General features: G+C 43.4%; 12 protein-coding genes. 8 read left to right on the forward strand and 4 right to left on the reverse strand.

Annotated elements, in window-relative coordinates:
- Position 1: 1 nt before the first annotated feature.
- From IQ230_RS05145 to glgP, 3 genes are read right to left on the reverse strand one after another with little or no spacing between them, the layout of a single operon-like run.
- Positions 2 to 1,303, reverse strand: coding sequence for an NAD(P)/FAD-dependent oxidoreductase (locus IQ230_RS05145; protein WP_193930988.1), 1,302 nt, complete (start codon positions 1,301 to 1,303; stop codon positions 2 to 4).
- Positions 1,304 to 1,342: 39 nt separating this feature from the next.
- Positions 1,343 to 2,743: a phosphoglucomutase/phosphomannomutase family protein gene (locus tag IQ230_RS05150; RefSeq protein ID WP_193930989.1), complete on the reverse strand. Its 1,401-nt coding sequence runs from the start codon at positions 2,741 to 2,743 to the stop codon at positions 1,343 to 1,345.
- 2 nt (positions 2,744 to 2,745) lie between these two features.
- Entirely contained in the window at positions 2,746 to 4,938 is a 2,193-nt protein-coding gene (glgP, locus tag IQ230_RS05155; protein ID WP_193930990.1) for an alpha-glucan family phosphorylase, read from the reverse strand.
- A gap of 355 nt (positions 4,939 to 5,293) precedes the next feature.
- Here glgP and IQ230_RS05160 point away from each other — a divergent pair, with 355 nt between their 5' ends.
- From IQ230_RS05160 to IQ230_RS05195, 8 genes are all read left to right on the forward strand, one after another.
- Positions 5,294 to 6,805, forward strand: a complete 1,512-nt coding sequence (locus tag IQ230_RS05160) for a pyruvate kinase (RefSeq protein WP_193930991.1) — start codon at positions 5,294 to 5,296, stop codon at positions 6,803 to 6,805.
- Positions 6,806 to 6,859: 54 nt separating this feature from the next.
- Positions 6,860 to 7,813 (forward strand): phosphate ABC transporter permease subunit PstC, encoded by a 954-nt coding sequence (gene pstC / locus IQ230_RS05165; RefSeq protein WP_193930992.1) that lies wholly within the window; start codon positions 6,860 to 6,862, stop codon positions 7,811 to 7,813.
- Between the two features lie 42 nt (positions 7,814 to 7,855).
- Positions 7,856 to 8,749 carry a phosphate ABC transporter permease PstA gene (pstA, locus tag IQ230_RS05170; RefSeq protein ID WP_193930993.1) on the forward strand — a complete coding sequence of 298 codons (894 nt, stop codon included), beginning with the start codon at positions 7,856 to 7,858 and terminating at the stop codon, positions 8,747 to 8,749.
- Between the two features lie 43 nt (positions 8,750 to 8,792).
- A complete protein-coding gene (gene pstB, locus IQ230_RS05175; protein WP_193930994.1) occupies positions 8,793 to 9,629 on the forward strand; it encodes a phosphate ABC transporter ATP-binding protein PstB in 837 nt (278 codons plus the stop codon).
- 125 nt (positions 9,630 to 9,754) lie between these two features.
- Positions 9,755 to 11,125, forward strand: a complete 1,371-nt coding sequence (gorA, locus tag IQ230_RS05180) for a glutathione-disulfide reductase (RefSeq protein WP_193930995.1) — start codon at positions 9,755 to 9,757, stop codon at positions 11,123 to 11,125.
- Between the two features lie 173 nt (positions 11,126 to 11,298).
- Positions 11,299 to 12,672 carry a glutathione-disulfide reductase gene (gene gor / locus IQ230_RS05185; RefSeq protein ID WP_193930996.1) on the forward strand — a complete coding sequence of 458 codons (1,374 nt, stop codon included), beginning with the start codon at positions 11,299 to 11,301 and terminating at the stop codon, positions 12,670 to 12,672.
- A complete protein-coding gene (locus IQ230_RS05190) occupies positions 12,617 to 13,309 on the forward strand; it encodes a YqiA/YcfP family alpha/beta fold hydrolase (protein ID WP_228054601.1) in 693 nt (230 codons plus the stop codon). Before gor ends, IQ230_RS05190 begins: the two co-directional genes overlap by 56 nt.
- Positions 13,310 to 13,356: 47 nt before the next feature.
- A complete protein-coding gene (locus IQ230_RS05195; RefSeq protein ID WP_193930998.1) occupies positions 13,357 to 14,502 on the forward strand; it encodes a histidinol-phosphate transaminase in 1,146 nt (381 codons plus the stop codon).
- A gap of 17 nt (positions 14,503 to 14,519) precedes the next feature.
- Here IQ230_RS05195 and IQ230_RS05200 read toward each other — a convergent pair whose 3' ends face one another.
- Complete coding sequence (locus IQ230_RS05200) at positions 14,520 to 15,080, reverse strand: hypothetical protein (RefSeq protein ID WP_193930999.1); 561 nt, start codon at positions 15,078 to 15,080, stop codon at positions 14,520 to 14,522.
- Positions 15,081 to 15,580: the final 500 nt, after the last annotated feature.

A 15,580-nucleotide genomic window follows, 5' to 3' on the forward strand; every position in this document is an offset into this window, starting at 1 on the left:
ATTACTCTTTAGATGCTGTACCTGCGAGGTTGGCAGGCTGGCAGTGACGATCAAAGATTTCATCAACTAACCACTGTGTCGCTGCTTGGAAATTGTGTACTGGTGTAGGTAACAAGGATAAATATGTCGCTTGTCGAATGGCATGACCTGCTTTTCCTGTCACTTCAAGGTGATTGAAAATACTAGCTGCACTTTCACCTAGTCCTAGTTTCAAAAGAATGCCACGCAGGTTGACTTCTCCAGGAACGAGTTGTTCTCCCTGAGTCAGCGCCCGCAAATTCTTGGCAATTGTCGCACCTTGTTGATAAGCGACTTGGGCAGTAGGAGGCATGGGATGTTCGATATTGGCGGCACAATCGCCGCCAGCAAAAACTTCTGGATATTCGATGAGTTGTAGAGTTGAAGTAACGTGCAAACGACCGTGGCGATCGCGGTTTGCTTCAGAAATTGGTAGCTGTTGAATGAGTGGATTTGTTGTTGTTCCAGCTGTCCAAATGACTGTAGTAGCGGCTAGGGTTTCAGTTTGGTCGTTTCGCTGAAATTCCACTTGTTCTGGACGTACCGCTGTGACTGTTGCCCCTAACAATAACTCAACTGGGACATTGCGTTGTCCTAGTGCCGCTTGTGCGGTATCATGAAGTTCGCTCTTAAAGCCGCCTTTGGCTCCACCTGCAAGTAGCTTGGGTTCGCGGTCTATAAGAACAATGCTTACCTCTTGGGCATTACCACCAAGTTCTGCGTACCAATTGGGTAGTAAATCGGCTAAAGTAGCAGCAAGTTCGACTCCCGAAGGACCACCACCCACGATCGCAACTGTGAGTAATTTTTGTCGCTGCGATGCGTCTTCAGTTTCTATTGCTTGTTGTAAGCGATCGCGTAGTTGTTGTGCGAGTTGAATCGCATCTTGACCGTTGCGAAAACAAAGGCAATTCTCCTTAGCACCTTCAATTCCAAAATAAGAAGCAACGCAACCCAACGCTAGTACTAAATAGCTGTAACAGTAGTGCGTATCTGAAGCTAATTGCACTCGGCGATCGCGCAAATCGATTGCTTGAACTGTATCTTGAATGAACGTAATATTTTTACCTTGTAGTAACTCCTCGTAGCGTGGATATACCTGGGTTTCGTGCATCTCACCACTGAGGAATTCATATAATAAGGGGTTAAAGGTAAAGCGATCGCTGCGATCAATTAAAATAATAGGCTGCGAGTTATTGTGATGGCTGAGGTGAAGGGCGGTGAATAGCCCTGTGAAACCACCACCGAGAATAACTATTGTCGGATCTGCGGTCGAGTTACTCATAGAACTATCAGCTTAGAATTAACGACAATGTGCAACTAACTACTTACTAGCAGCAATCAAGTCATTTACTGCTGTGGTCATCTGTTGTTGTTTTGCTGGTGCTGTTTCTATGTAAACGCGCATGACAGGTTCGGTTCCTGAAGGGCGTAGTAATACCCAGCTACTGTCTTCTAGGTAAATTTTGGTACCAGATTCGTAACTTGTTTCTTTGACTTTGATGCCGGCGATTTCTTGGGGTGGGTTTTGTTTGAGTGTTTTTAATACTGCGGTTTTATCGGCTTCGGGTAATTCTAAGTCTTGTCGCTGATTGTAAAGTGGTCCTCCTACTTCTTGAGTTGCAATGGCTACTAACTCGGATAACGGCTTTTCTGCATAGGCGATCGCTTCGGCAAGAAGTAAATTTGCCATAATTCCGTCTTTTTCAGGAATATGACTTGCGACGCTTAAACCGCCTGATTCTTCTCCACCAATGAGAACTTCGGTTTGTCGCATTTTCTCGCCGATGTGTTTGAAACCAACTGGTGTTTCGTAAATTTCTAGTCCGTGTTGAGCCGCAAAATGATCTAGTAGGTGAGTCGTTGCTACACTACGAACAATTGCCCCTGTTTTGTGTTTGTTCAAGAGCAAATGACGCGCTAGCACTAGTAGAATTACATGAGGTGAAAGAAAATTACCTTGTTCGTCAATAATACCAAAGCGATCGCCGTCGCCATCGGTTGCCATTCCTACATCAGCTTGATGCTTGACTTTTGCAGGCAAATCTGGTAATTGCTTTTGATCTGGTTGCGGCATTCCGCCACCAAACAAGACATCGCGGGTATTATGAAAGGTTTCAACTTCACAGCCACAATGTTTTAATGCTGTATCAAGATAGCCTTGCGTTGTTGAGTAGAGTGCATCATACTTAACTTTGAGTTGGGCTGCACGTATCCGTTCGATATCAAGTTGTGAGTAGATGAAGTTGAGATAATCTGGCTTAGGGTCAAGGTAAGAAAAGTTAGATAGGGGTTGCTGTGGCGGCGCACTATCTGCATCAGGAATCTGCGCCACGATCGCATCGGTAATGTCTGCGGTAGCAGGTCCTGCATAATCAGGGATAAATTTGATGCCACAATAATTTGCGGGATTATGACTCGCGGTAAACATCAATGCGCCAGCAGCATTGTGATGACGTACACTATAGGCGATCGCTGGAGTTGGGCAATAGTCGCTAGCAATTTGTACTTGCCATCCTAAATCAGTTAATACTTCTGCCGCAGTATGGGCAAATTTATCGGCTAAAAAGCGCGTATCATAGCCAATTAATATTGGTTTGTCTTGAGGTGTTTGGAGATAAGCAGCGATCGCCCGCGTTACTTTGCGCACATTGGCAAAGGTAAAATCATCGGCAATAATTCCGCGCCAACCGTCAGTTCCAAATTTAATCTTGCGATCGCTCATTATTAATGCATCCCTACTTTTGCGCGTTTTGATACTTCGTGTTTGGGCAAATACATTTGATTTACGTAATCTGCCACCATGCGATCTGTATTAAAATAAGGTGCAATTGTTCTAATTGAAGCTTTCATCATTTGCACCCAGCGGTGAGGAATTCCGGCGCTATCTCGGTCGTAATAACAAGGAATAATTTCGGTTTCTAAAAGTTCATACAGGGATTCTGCATCAGCACGGTCTTGGCTTTCTGTATCGTCAGTGTCAGCGCCATCGCCAATTGCCCAACCGTTAACACCTTCTTGATAAGCTTCGCACCACCAACCATCTAAGATGCTGCAATTAATTCCGCCATTGAAGGCGACTTTTTGCCCACTTGTTCCTGATGCTTCATGCGGACGACGTGGCGTATTTAGCCACACATCAACACCTTGTACTAACTTTTGGGCTATGTGCATATCATAGTCTTCAATAAACACCAACCGATTGCGGATATCAGCATGATGACTCCATTCGATTAGCCGTTGCACAATGCGCTTGCTTTCTTCATCAGCAGGGTGCGCTTTACCTGCGACGATCATTTGTACAGGTTGTTCAAAATTGCTAAAAATTGCCCGCGCCCGATCAGGATCATAAGTAATTAAATCGCCACGTTTGTAAGAACTAAACCGTCGTGCAAAGCCAATTGTTAAAATATTAGGATCGAGTAATTGTTCTGCGGCGGCGATCGCTTCTGAAGATTCACCTCGTCGTTCTCGTGCTTCTTTAACTTGCAAACGAGTATACGCGATTAATGCTGCTTGCAAACGTTGATGTCGCCCCCACAGTTCGTCATCAGGAATTTCCTCAACCTTTGCCCATATTTGAGTATCGGTAACGCGATCTGCCCAATCGGGATGAAGATAATGTTTGTACAAATTTGCAATTAACGGCGCTGTCCAAGTTCGATGATGAACGCCGTTGGTAATCTGTCCGATGGGTACATCTTCTACAGGAATGTTAGGGTACAAACACGACCACATCTGACGGCAAACTTTACCGTTGAGTTGACTTACCCCATTGGCTGATCTGGACATTTTCAATGCCAAAGCAGTCATGTTGAATGGTTCCCAACTATCTTTTCCTGGATGTCGGTTGCCTAAATCGAGAAAAGCTTCTTTTGAAAGTCCGAGTTGTTGCCAATAGTGCGTAAAATAAGGCGCAATTTGGTCGCGGGAAAAGATGTCGTGTCCTGCGGGGACGGGAGTATGCGTTGTAAATACACAGCGATCGCGCACCATAGGACGAACTTCATCAAACGTCGCTGTACTTTCCATCAGTTGACGTGCGATTTCTAATGTCGCGAATGCTGCATGACCTTCATTGAGATGATAAAGTTGCGGTTCAATCCCTAGACGTTGCAACGCCCTGACCCCACCAATACCTAATAGATATTCTTGTGCCAAGCGTGTATCTTGACCGCTGCCATAAAGCTGTCCCGTAATCCAGCGATCAATTTGTTCGTTGTCTTCGCGATACGTATCGAGTAAATAAAGATGAATGCGTCCAATTTGGACTTGCCAAATTTGTGCTTTAACTTGGCGATCGCGAATTTGTAATGTTACGGTTAATACTTCGCCTTGTGTATCGCGACAAAGTTCTATTGGTAATTCTTCAAATTGATAATCGAGGTAAATTTCTTGTTGCCAACCTGTCGAGTCAAGCTGTTGTTTAAAATATCCTTGACGATACAATAACCCAACTCCAACAATTGGTACGCCCAAATCTGATGCTGACTTTAAATGATCCGCAGCTAAAATTCCTAAGCCTCCTGAATATGTCGGTAGAGAACGAGCAATTCCATATTCAATAGAAAAATAAGCAATGGTTTTTTGTAGTTGATCCTGCGGAAAATTTTTATCTACCCAAGTATTTTTTGTAACCAAATACTGCTCAAGCTGCGTAACTAAATTTAAAACTTGTTGACAATATTCTGGCTCAGCAGCTAATTGAGCTAACCGCTCTGAAGAAACATTTTCTAACAGTTTCACAGGGTTTTGCTGACACTCTTCCCACTTTTCAAAATCAATATTCCGAAAAATGGATAACTGCTCTGAAGACCAATTCCACCAATAGTTAACAGCTAACTTTGCTAACCCTTGAAGTGGGTAAGGTATCTTATCTTGCAAAATTTGAATATGAGTAAATGCAGTCTGGCTTTGCATGACTTTTTATAAATTAACTGCAAGATTCAATGCATCTAACTTCAAACTTACTTGCTTAGGTTAATTTCAATTAAAGAAAACTTTATTATCTGTTTAATAAATGTACAAGGTTTTCAAATAACATTCCGAAGAGAGAGATCTACTTTACACATAGCTTTGATATATCTATCATGAGGAAGAAAGAAGTTATTAAGATTTTCTGTATTCTTTCTACTAAAATCTTTGCTTAAAACCTGTTTTTATTTAAAAAAATAGTTTTCTGAGCATTGTCTGTGAAAAAATAATAGACGATATTTGTAGCCAATTCAACAGAAAAGAAAGAGACGTTGCAAACTTATCTTGCTCAATAGCAATCATGATTATTAGTAGCTACAAAATTAAAGAAAATTGGAATTTAAATTTTTCAAATCCGCAAATTTTACTAGAGACACTTCAACAACTGCGGCAATCAGTTTATGCAGAAGGGAAAGAGATATTCAACCAATGGCGCAATACAATATCGAGGCGCAGCTTTTTGATCAGTGGTTTAAATCTTGCGTACTATCTAGCTTTACGTCAACACGATCTGCGGCAGGAGCAAGCAGCATTAATGCCGTTAGGACTATCTTCACTAGGACGTTGTGAAGCACGCGTTTTGCAGAATTTAGATGCTGTTATAGCGAGCTTAGGCGCAATTTGTCAAATCGATTCGAGTAGCTTACTTCGACACCCGACAGCTAGAGCTTTTTTTCGAGGCGATCGCCTCTTACGTCGTCACACCAAAGACTTACTCGGCGATATTCATGCCCAACGCTGGGTGCGGATTATGGTGACATTACCTACCGAAGCCGCGACAGACTATGCATTAATCAAAGACTTATTACAACGAGGAACAAACTGCGTCCGCATCAACTGCGCCCACGATACATCCACAGAATGGGAAGCAATGGTGAACCATGTCCGCAAAGCCGAAGCCGAAACCGGACAAGCTTGCAAAGTACTGATGGATTTAGCCGGACCAAAAATTCGCACGGCTGATGTGATGACTCCTGAAGATCGTAAACGATTGTATGTTGGCGATCGCCTTTTACTCACTCGCGACCAACCCAAACCATTTTCTGACGTCGCTTTTCAAGCTCGATGCACAATTCCTACAGTCCTTGAGCAAGTAGCAACAGGACAAACCGTGTGGATTGATGATGGTGAAATTGGAGCCGAGATTGAATCAATAATTACAGAGGGCGTACTTTTACGAGTCACCCAAACGAGTCCTGAAGGAAAAAAGCTGAAATCAGACAAGGGAATTAACTTTCCTGATACACCGCTCAGATTAAGGGCGCTAACCGAAAAAGATTGCCGTGACCTCGATTTTATCGCTGCTCATGCGGATATTGTTGGTTACTCTTTTGTACAAGAAGCCGCAGATATTGAACTGTTACAGCAAGAATTAGCAGCCCGTCAGCAACAGCACTTAGGAATCATCGCCAAAATTGAAACGCAAAAAGCCGTCCAAAATCTTCCCGAACTCATTGTCCAAGCCGCAGGAAAACAGCCTTTTGGCGTGATGATTGCGCGAGGCGACTTAGCCGTAGAAATTGGCTATCAGCGGATGGCAGAAATGCAAGAAGAAATGCTTTGGATCTGTGAAGCTGCTCACGTTCCAGTGATTTGGGCGACTCAAGTGTTAGAAAACATGGCAAAAAAAGGAATTCCTTCACGTGCAGAAATGACTGATGCGGCAATGGCGGAACGCGCCGAGTGCGTGATGTTGAATAAAGGTGCTTTTATCGGTGAGGCGGTCGCGATTTTAGATGACGTACTCACGCGACTCCAAGCGCATCAAGTGAAAAAAACACCGCAGTTACGAGCTTTACATTCGTGGTTTTAACGACTTTGTGTTGATTTAGCGCAATGAATTCTTGTTTTTGATTGAGGTGAGATTATGACGGCTGTTACCAGTGACGATCGAAGCGAACAAGATGTAGAACGTTCTGATATAGAAAAAGCCACAGACCGAAGTTTTATTTGGGGTACAGGCATCTTAGCGATCGCAGTTGCCGCAGTCTTACTCTGGATAGCGGCACAAGTTGCGACAGAAGCAATGCCCGCTATTCAAACGATTGGACTTGACTTCTTAACAAGGAGTACATGGGACCCCGTTGACGATATCTACGGAATTTTACCAGCGATCTATGGAACGCTTATCAGTTCTTTAATTGCCATTTTATTAGCTGTGCCGATTGGTTTAGCGTGTGCGATCGTCCTGAGTGAGAATTTTTTACCAATATCTATCCGAACTCCCCTGACCTTTTTAATCGAACTTCTCGCCGCGATTCCCAGTGTTGTCTATGGTTTGTGGGGAATATACGTTCTGATTCCTTTTATCGAGCCGATTGGTAATTGGCTGCACGATAACTTTGGCTGGTTTCCTTTGTTTTCTACGCCTTATCAAGGACCAGGAATGCTACCAGCTGGAATCGTTTTAGCAATTATGATTTTACCAATTCTCACGGTCATTGCTCGCGATTCACTCGCGGCTTTACCAACGAATTTACGCTGGGGTTCCTACGGAATCGGCGCGACGCGTTGGCGAACAATTTTTAGCGTTTTGATTCCAGCAGCCTTTTCAGGAATTGTCGGTGGCATCATGCTAGCACTAGGGCGAGCGTTGGGAGAGACAATGGCTGTCACGCTCGTGATTGGTAACAGTACTGACTTAAACTTTTCCGTACTCGCACCATCTGTCACCATATCTTCTTTATTAGCTAGTCAATTTGCAGAAGCGAGCGGTTTGCAAGAGGATGCGCTATTTTACGCAGGGCTAATCTTATTTGCTATTACGCTCATCGTGAATATTCTCGCTGAAATCATTGTTCTTCGAGTTAAGAAGTATTAGTAACAAAAGTTGTTTTGTCAGTCTTTATATCAAGAATTTAGTATGACATCTACCAAGCAAAATTGGCGCTCTGATGAGTTTGATGATGATGACATGGAGCGCTCTTATTCAACGCAAAGAACTGCTATCGATTTGGGGCTAACAATACTAGCATTTATTCTGCTAGGGGTTGCGCTGCTACCTTTGGGTTTAGTAATTGCCTTCGTCATTATTAGAGGAGGTAGTCGCTTAAATTTTGATTTATTCACTGGGCAAATACCCGCAGCGGGATTAGAGGGAGGAGGAATTGCACCAGCGATTATTGGCACGCTGATGGTAGTAGGAATTGCTGCTGCTATTAGCATTCCTTTTGGAGTGCTTGCCGGAATTTATTTATCCGAGTTTAGTTCGGGCAAAATTGCGAGGTGGATTCGCTTTTTTACAAATGTCCTCAGTGGTGTTCCGTCAATTATTATGGGACTGTTTGCTTACGGAGTTGTTGTTTTAACAACTAATACATTCTCAGCCTTCGCGGGTGGGTTTGCGCTAGCGATTTTAATGTTACCAATCGTGGTGCGAACAACAGACGAATCTTTACAGCTAGTACCGCCACAAGTCCGTTGGGCATCGACAGGAGTCGGAGCTTCTAATTTTCAGACCGTTTTAAAGATAGTGTTACCAGCTGCGTTAGGCGCAATTCTTACCGGAGTGACCTTAGCGATCGCCCGTGCTGCTGGAGAAACCGCACCCTTAATTTTTACAGTTTTATTTTCTCAGTTCTGGCCTACAGGAATTTGGCAACCCATTCCGACACTATCCGTTTTGGTGTATAACTTTGCTGCTGTCCCCTACGAAAACCAGCAAGAACTTGCTTGGGCAGCTTCGCTTATTTTGGTCCTTTTAATTCTGCTGACTAGCATTAGCGCCCGCATTGCAGCGCGTAAAAGCATTTATTAAAGCTTTTGAGTCACAACTATTTCAATTAGCCATTGGAGTTACTATGCCTACTCACCGCAAACAGCAAGAAGAAGCACGAGATCAACACAGTGTCGTAGACGAAAGTGAAGCCGTTTTACGGACAGAAAATGTCAAGGTGACTTACGGCGATACTTTGGCTTTGCGCGATGTTTCGATGGATGTGCCAAAAAACCAAGTTACTGCCTTGATTGGTCCGTCTGGTTGCGGCAAAAGTACCTTGTTGCGATGCTTTAACCGTCTTAACGATTTAATCGACGGGTGTAAAGTTGAGGGCAAAGTGTTTTACCGCGATAAAAATCTCTACTCTTCTAAAATTGACCCTGTGTCAGTGCGGCGGCGAATTGGAATGGTGTTTCAAAAGCCAAATCCGTTTCCCAAATCAATTTATGACAATATTACTTATGGAGCTAAAGTCAATGGCTTTAAAGGTGATATGGACGAACTCGTTGAGCAATCGCTACAACGGGCGGCTTTGTGGGGTGAAGTCAAAGATAAACTCAAAGAAAATGGGCTATCACTTTCAGGCGGTCAACAACAACGCTTATGCATTGCGCGGGCGATCGCACTCAAACCAGAAGTTGTCTTAATGGACGAACCTTGTTCCTCACTCGATCCTGTATCTACTGAGCGAGTTGAAGATTTAATCCACGAACTCAAGGAAGATTACACAATTGTTATTGTCACTCACAATATGCATCAAGCGACGCGAGTGTCAGATTTTACCGCCTTTTTTAATGCAGAGGAGTCAGACGACGGTAGTCGATTTGGTTACTTGGTGGAATACGATAGAACCGAACGCGTTTTTGAAGATCCTCAAGAGGAAGCAACTCAAAAGTATGTCAGTGGTAAATTTGGCTAATAAGCAACCTATTAAGTAATCTACTATCGGCACATTGCGCAACTCCAAAGTCTCCAGCTGACAACTGGAGATATTTTATGATGAAAGCTAGCATCATTTTTATAGCGATCGCACTGTATTAATTCATGTCATATAACTTCGATCTATTTATCATTGGGGCTGGTCCTGGAGGGATTGCCGCTGCTAAGCAAGCAGCAAGCTATGGTAAGCGAGTCGCTATCGCTGAACAAGAAGTCATTGGTGGAACCTGTGTCAATCGCGGTTGTATTCCCAAAAAACTGATCGTCTACGCAGCTGATGTCGCGTTGCAAGACAAAATAGCACCCAACTACGGCTGGAGTGAGTGCCAAAGACAATTTGACTGGTCAAAATTTATAGCCAAAGTCTACCAACACGTTAAGAGTATTCAAAAGTCTTATCTAGAAACTTTACACAAAAAAGATGTGGAACTGATTCGAGGTCGAGTCAAGTTTGTCGATCCGCATACAGTCGAAATTGGCGATTGCGCTCTTCTCAGCACCGGAGGCGATCGCAAAATTACTGCTGATAAAATTTTAATCGCTGTCGGCGGACACCCCAACAAACCTGATATCCCTGGAATTGAACACGCCGTCACTTCCCGCGAGATGTTTCAGATACAGCAACTACCTAAAAGAATAGCAATTGTCGGTGGCGGTTACATTGGCGTTGAATTCGCCAGCATGATGAATGCTTTTGGTGTTGAAGTCACTTTAATGGATACCGATGAGTTGATTCTCGATGGCTTTGACAAAGATATCCGTTCCTCAGTACAAGACGGGTTAATTCAAAGAGGAATTCGGTTTCTTGGTAAAACAACTGCTAAAGAAATTAAACAAAGCGCTCAAGGATTGCAAATTACTTTATCAGGAGATACTGAACAAACAATTACCACAGACACAATTTTAGTGGCTACAGGGCGCGTTCCTAACACTAAAGATCTTGGTCTAGAAAATGCAGGAGTAGAACTTGGTAAAAAAGGTGCAATTCAAGTCGATGACTATAACCGCACAACTCAAGACAATATTTTTGCAGTCGGTGATTGTATCAGTCGCGTACCGTTAACTCCAGTAGCACGCACCGAAGGTGAAGCCGTTGCGAAAACCGCCTTTGGACAACCACAAAAAGTCGATTACGAATACGTCACCTCCGCAGTATTTGCCCGTCCTGAAGCTGCAACTGTAGGAATGACTGAAGACAAAGCACGAGAAAAATACGGCGATGCAGTGCGATGTTACAAAACTGAGTTTGAACCACTACTTTACAGCATAGTAGATCGCAACGAGCCAACGATGATGAAATTAGTTGTTGATAGCAACACCGATCAAGTACTTGGGGCGCACATGGTAGGCGAACATGCCGCAGATATTATCCAAAGTCTTGCTGTTGCAGTTCGCAAAGGTATCACTAAAGAAGATTTTGATGCCACAATTGGTATCCATCCAACTACAGGAGAAGAGTTTCTCACGTTAGATTAAATCAAGTAAAAAATAAAGTTTTGAGTTTTGGAAAGCGAAGAAAGGTGCCAGAGACAATTATTTTGAATTGAAAGAATTTTATTAACTCAAAACTCATACCTCAACACTCAAAACTCTCTAATTACTACCTGTCTTTGATGTGATACTGAATTGTTGCGTAAGGGAGAAAATTAATGAACTATGATTATGACTTGTTTGTGATTGGTGCGGGTTCTGGAGGTTTAGCGGCTTCTAAACGGGCGGCGAGTTACGGCGCGAAAGTGGCGATCGCTGAACAAGATCTCGTTGGTGGAACCTGCGTGATCCGTGGGTGTATTCCCAAAAAACTCATGGTTTATGGATCGCGCTTTCCTCAGCTATTTCGCAATGCAGCAGGTTATGGCTGGCGTGTAGGTGAAAGCGAACTGAATTGGGAGCATTTTATCTCAACAATTGATCGAGAAGTTCGGCGACTTTCGCGATTACACATTGGCTTTCTGGAAAAAGCAGGTGTTGAACTTATTCCTAGCCGCGCCACACTAGTAGATCCACACACCATCGAAGTGGGCGATCGCAAAGTCACCGCAAATAAAATTTTGATTGCAGTTGGCGGGCGTCCAGTTAAACCAGATCTCCCAGGTATGGAATATGCACTCACCTCGAATGAGATGTTTCACCTTCCAGCACAACCAAAACACATCGCTATTCTGGGCGCGGGTTATATTGGTGTAGAATTTGCCTCAATTATGTGTGGGTTAGGCTGCGAAGTCACGCAAATTATCCGCAGAGATTTAATTTTACGTGGATTTGATCGCGATATTCGTACCGGAATTCAAGATGGGATGACGCATCATGGCGTGAAGTTTATCACCAACGCTGAAGTAGAAAAAATTGAGCGCGTTTCTGAAGGTTTGAAAATAAAGCTATCAGAAGAACATCAACCAATCATTGCCGATGCATTCTTAGCAGCAACAGGGAGAATACCCAATATTGATAGTTTGGGTTTAGAAAACGCAGGAGTTGAGATTGTTCCGACTGATGAAGAAGGACCAGGATATGTGACTAATCCTGCGATCGCTGTTGATGACTACAGCCAGACTTCTCAGCCTAATATCTTTGCTGTCGGTGATTGCACTGATAAAATCAACTTGACACCAGTAGCAATTGCTGAAGGACGTGCCTTTGCCGATACGGAATTTGGCAATCATCGCCGCCAAATGAGTCATGAAAATGTTCCCTCCGCCGTATTTTCGCATCCTGAAGCCGCTACAGTAGGTTTAACTGAAGAACAGGCACAAGAAAAATACGGAGATGCAGTGCAAACCTATCGCGCACGATTTCGTCCGTTGTTCCACTCGCTGACTGGAGATGACGAGAAAACAATCGTTAAATTAGTCATCGATGGCAATACCGATAAAGTTTTAGGCGCACACATGGTAGGAGAATATGCGGCTGAAGTCATTCAAGGTATCGCGATTACGATTAAAATGGGTGCTACCAAGAAAGATTTTGATGCCACCGTTGGCATTCACCCCTCGACTGCTGAAGAATTCGTTACCCTCCGTTAAGAAGTTGCAGTTTATTTACCTCCACGGCTTTGCGTCGAGTCCCCAATCCGCCAAAGCGGTCTATCTCCGCGATCGCTTTGCAGCGGTACACCAGACATTGCAAGTCCCCGATTTAAACCAAGATGATTTTACACAACTAACACTTACACGCCAATTACAGCAAGTATCAGCACAATTACCGACGGATGAACCTGTTACCTTGATTGGTTCGAGTTTTGGTGGTTTAACTGCTGCTTGGTTAGCTGAACAATATCCGCAAGTCCAAAAGCTAGTTTTACTTGCCCCAGCGTTCGCTTTTCTCTCGCACTGGCTACCGCAACTCGGAACTGAAAAAATTCAACAATGGCAACAACAGCGGTATTTAATGGTTTATCACTATGGGGAAAAGCGATCGCTACCTTTGAGTTACGAGTTCGCCCGCGACGTACCGCAATACAACGACGATCATCTGTTACGCCCCGTTCCCACTTTGATTATTCACGGAATTCACGATGAAGTCATTCCGATTCAAGTCAGCCGCGATTTTGCCGTCAAACGTTCTTGGGTGCAATTAATCGAAGTTGATAGCGATCACGCTTTAGGTAACGTCATGCCAGAAACCTGGCAAGCAATTCAAACTTTCTGTCAATTACAATAAGCTCTCACACCCTTCTTTCCCTCGCCCCTCGCCCCTCGCCCCTCATCATGCTGCCATTTATCCGATCAGATTTAGCTCAGCTTACCGCCTATGCACCCCATCCGAACAGTACTGACGGTAAACCGATTGAGTCAGTCATTGATCGATTAGATACAAATGAAAGTCCGTTTGACCTACCAAGTGAGTTAAAGCAAAAGCTAGCTTGGATTTACCAAGAAACCATCGAGACAAATCGTTATCCTGATGGCGGACACTCAGTACTAAAAGAGGCGATCGCTCAATATGTCAATGAATCTGCGGATTTAACACAAGGCGCGATTGCACCCAATCAAATTTCTGTTGGTAATGGTTCTGATGAACTGATTCGTTCACTCTTAATCGCAACTTGTCTCGGCAGCGAAGGTTCCATTTTGGTTGCTAATCCAACATTCTCGATGTATGGTATTTTGGCACAAACGTTAGGAATTCCTATAGTTACTGTCGGGCGCAATTCAGAATTTGAAATTAATTGGGTTGCAGCCCAAGCAGCAATCGAAACAACAGATAATCCACCAATTCGTGTCGTGTTTGTTGTCCATCCTAACTCGCCTACAGGTAATGCTTTAACATCTGCTGAGTTGAAGTGGCTGCGCAGCTTACCCCAAGAAATATTAGTTGTTATTGATGAAGCATATTTTGAGTTTAGTCAAACATCAGTTGTGGGTGAGTTATTGGAAAAACCCAACTGGGTAGTCTTGCGGACATTTTCTAAAGCGTTTCGACTTGCCGCTTTACGTGTTGGATATGCGATCGCCTCTCCAGAAGTCACCGCAGTTCTTGAAAAAGTTCGCTTACCATATAACCTTCCCAGTTTCTCCCAAGCTGCTGCAATTCTCGCTTTACAGCAACGTCATTTACTACTGCAACTCATTCCGCTAATTTGTGCAGAACGTGCCAAATTAACTCAAGCATTAACTCAGTATTCTGTCCTTAAAGTCATCGACAGCGCCGCAAACTTCGTCTATGTTCAAACTCATCATCAAGCACAACACAGTGAATTACTGCCTAAATTAGCTCAACAACTGCGATGTCGTGGTACAATCGTTCGCCTACTAAGTAGTGGATTACGCATTACTGTAGGTAGCGCTGAAGAGAATTTACGTACTCTTGAGAGATTACAAGTCGCTTTACAAACTATAGAGTCCAATGATTAGCCGCATAGATTGTCCACTCAATCTTCCTCTATGCTGCTTGCAGTATTACGTACTATATTTGCAGTCTGTGGTAGAACACCTACTAATCGCGCAAATGCCTCATCGGGTATTTGGGATACAGTCTGGGAATCAAAATACTGCTCGAATTGCTCTAGAATCTTTTGTACGCGTTGATGAGGTTGCGACTTTTCTGTGATTTGTTTCATCAGACGAATCCATTGCCGTCTGATTAAATAAGCCTTTTGTCTTTCTTCATGCGATTCTGGCGTGAGTAATGAGAGATTACCTACTGGTAAAGCCCAGTCGCAATCACGATCGTAAAAGCTGCCTACTGCTGCACCAGGTCCAGCAAACTCTGCATGAAATCCTTTGTAAAGAATTAGACCATTACGACGACGACTATTCACCATCAACACTTGACCACTACGCAGTAGTTTGAGGATTTCTGAGGCACTGTGGTCAGCATTGTCGTTTCTAGTGGTACACTGGTCGCGGCAACCTGAGAAATTAACATTACCGACAGGTAAGCAAGCTAATGCTATAGCAGTTTGGTAGCGCTGCTGATTTTCGCTATCCATCTGGTTTCCTAAATATAGGTCTTTTGTAGTTTGCACACTCAATAACAACAAGGAAGAACACAAAGTGCTAGCTTCCTAAGAATGAATAATTATGGCTAAATTACCAAAAGCAAGATAAATATTTATTTATCGCTTATTTTATTCTATACAATCGCAACCTACATCCGAGGAATGCAATATAAGCTTAAAGTCTTAATAAAGTTTGGTGAGACTCGCGTAAATTTTTTGTAAAGCTAGTCTACACAGAGTTGAAAAATGCTTTTCAATGATATTATCTCACACGCTCTGACACATTTCTATGTATTAATCATCTCAGTATGATTTTAGGTGATTAGGGAAAAGTAGCTAACACAAATGTAAGAAGATAGTGACATACAGCCTATTGCAGTTTTATGAGGCACAGTAGCAACAGTGAGTAAACCAGTTTTTCAAATGCACGGGATTAATTAAATCGAGTGCAGTGGCAATGAGAAGATCAACCCTGAATGCAGTAGTTGGGG

The organism is Gloeocapsopsis crepidinum LEGE 06123 (assembly GCF_015207655.1).
GTDB classification, from domain to species: domain Bacteria; phylum Cyanobacteriota; class Cyanobacteriia; order Cyanobacteriales; family Chroococcidiopsidaceae; genus Gloeocapsopsis; species Gloeocapsopsis crepidinum.

What these genes read in the sequence shown, in the direction of transcription:
- IQ230_RS05145 (WP_193930988.1), bottom strand. Translation starts at nt 1,303, where the DNA reads ATGAGTAACTCGACCGCAGATCCGACAATAGTTATTCTCGGTGGTGGT.
- IQ230_RS05150 (WP_193930989.1), bottom strand. Translation starts at nt 2,743, where the DNA reads ATGAGCGATCGCAAGATTAAATTTGGAACTGACGGTTGGCGCGGAATT.
- glgP (WP_193930990.1), bottom strand. Translation starts at nt 4,938, where the DNA reads ATGCAAAGCCAGACTGCATTTACTCATATTCAAATTTTGCAAGATAAG.
- IQ230_RS05160 (WP_193930991.1), top strand. Translation starts at nt 5,294, where the DNA reads ATGATTATTAGTAGCTACAAAATTAAAGAAAATTGGAATTTAAATTTT.
- pstC (WP_193930992.1), top strand. Translation starts at nt 6,860, where the DNA reads ATGACGGCTGTTACCAGTGACGATCGAAGCGAACAAGATGTAGAACGT.
- pstA (WP_193930993.1), top strand. Translation starts at nt 7,856, where the DNA reads ATGACATCTACCAAGCAAAATTGGCGCTCTGATGAGTTTGATGATGAT.
- pstB (WP_193930994.1), top strand. Translation starts at nt 8,793, where the DNA reads ATGCCTACTCACCGCAAACAGCAAGAAGAAGCACGAGATCAACACAGT.
- gorA (WP_193930995.1), top strand. Translation starts at nt 9,755, where the DNA reads ATGTCATATAACTTCGATCTATTTATCATTGGGGCTGGTCCTGGAGGG.
- gor (WP_193930996.1), top strand. Translation starts at nt 11,299, where the DNA reads ATGAACTATGATTATGACTTGTTTGTGATTGGTGCGGGTTCTGGAGGT.
- IQ230_RS05190 (WP_228054601.1), top strand. Translation starts at nt 12,617, where the DNA reads ATGCCACCGTTGGCATTCACCCCTCGACTGCTGAAGAATTCGTTACCC.
- IQ230_RS05195 (WP_193930998.1), top strand. Translation starts at nt 13,357, where the DNA reads ATGCTGCCATTTATCCGATCAGATTTAGCTCAGCTTACCGCCTATGCA.
- IQ230_RS05200 (WP_193930999.1), bottom strand. Translation starts at nt 15,080, where the DNA reads ATGGATAGCGAAAATCAGCAGCGCTACCAAACTGCTATAGCATTAGCT.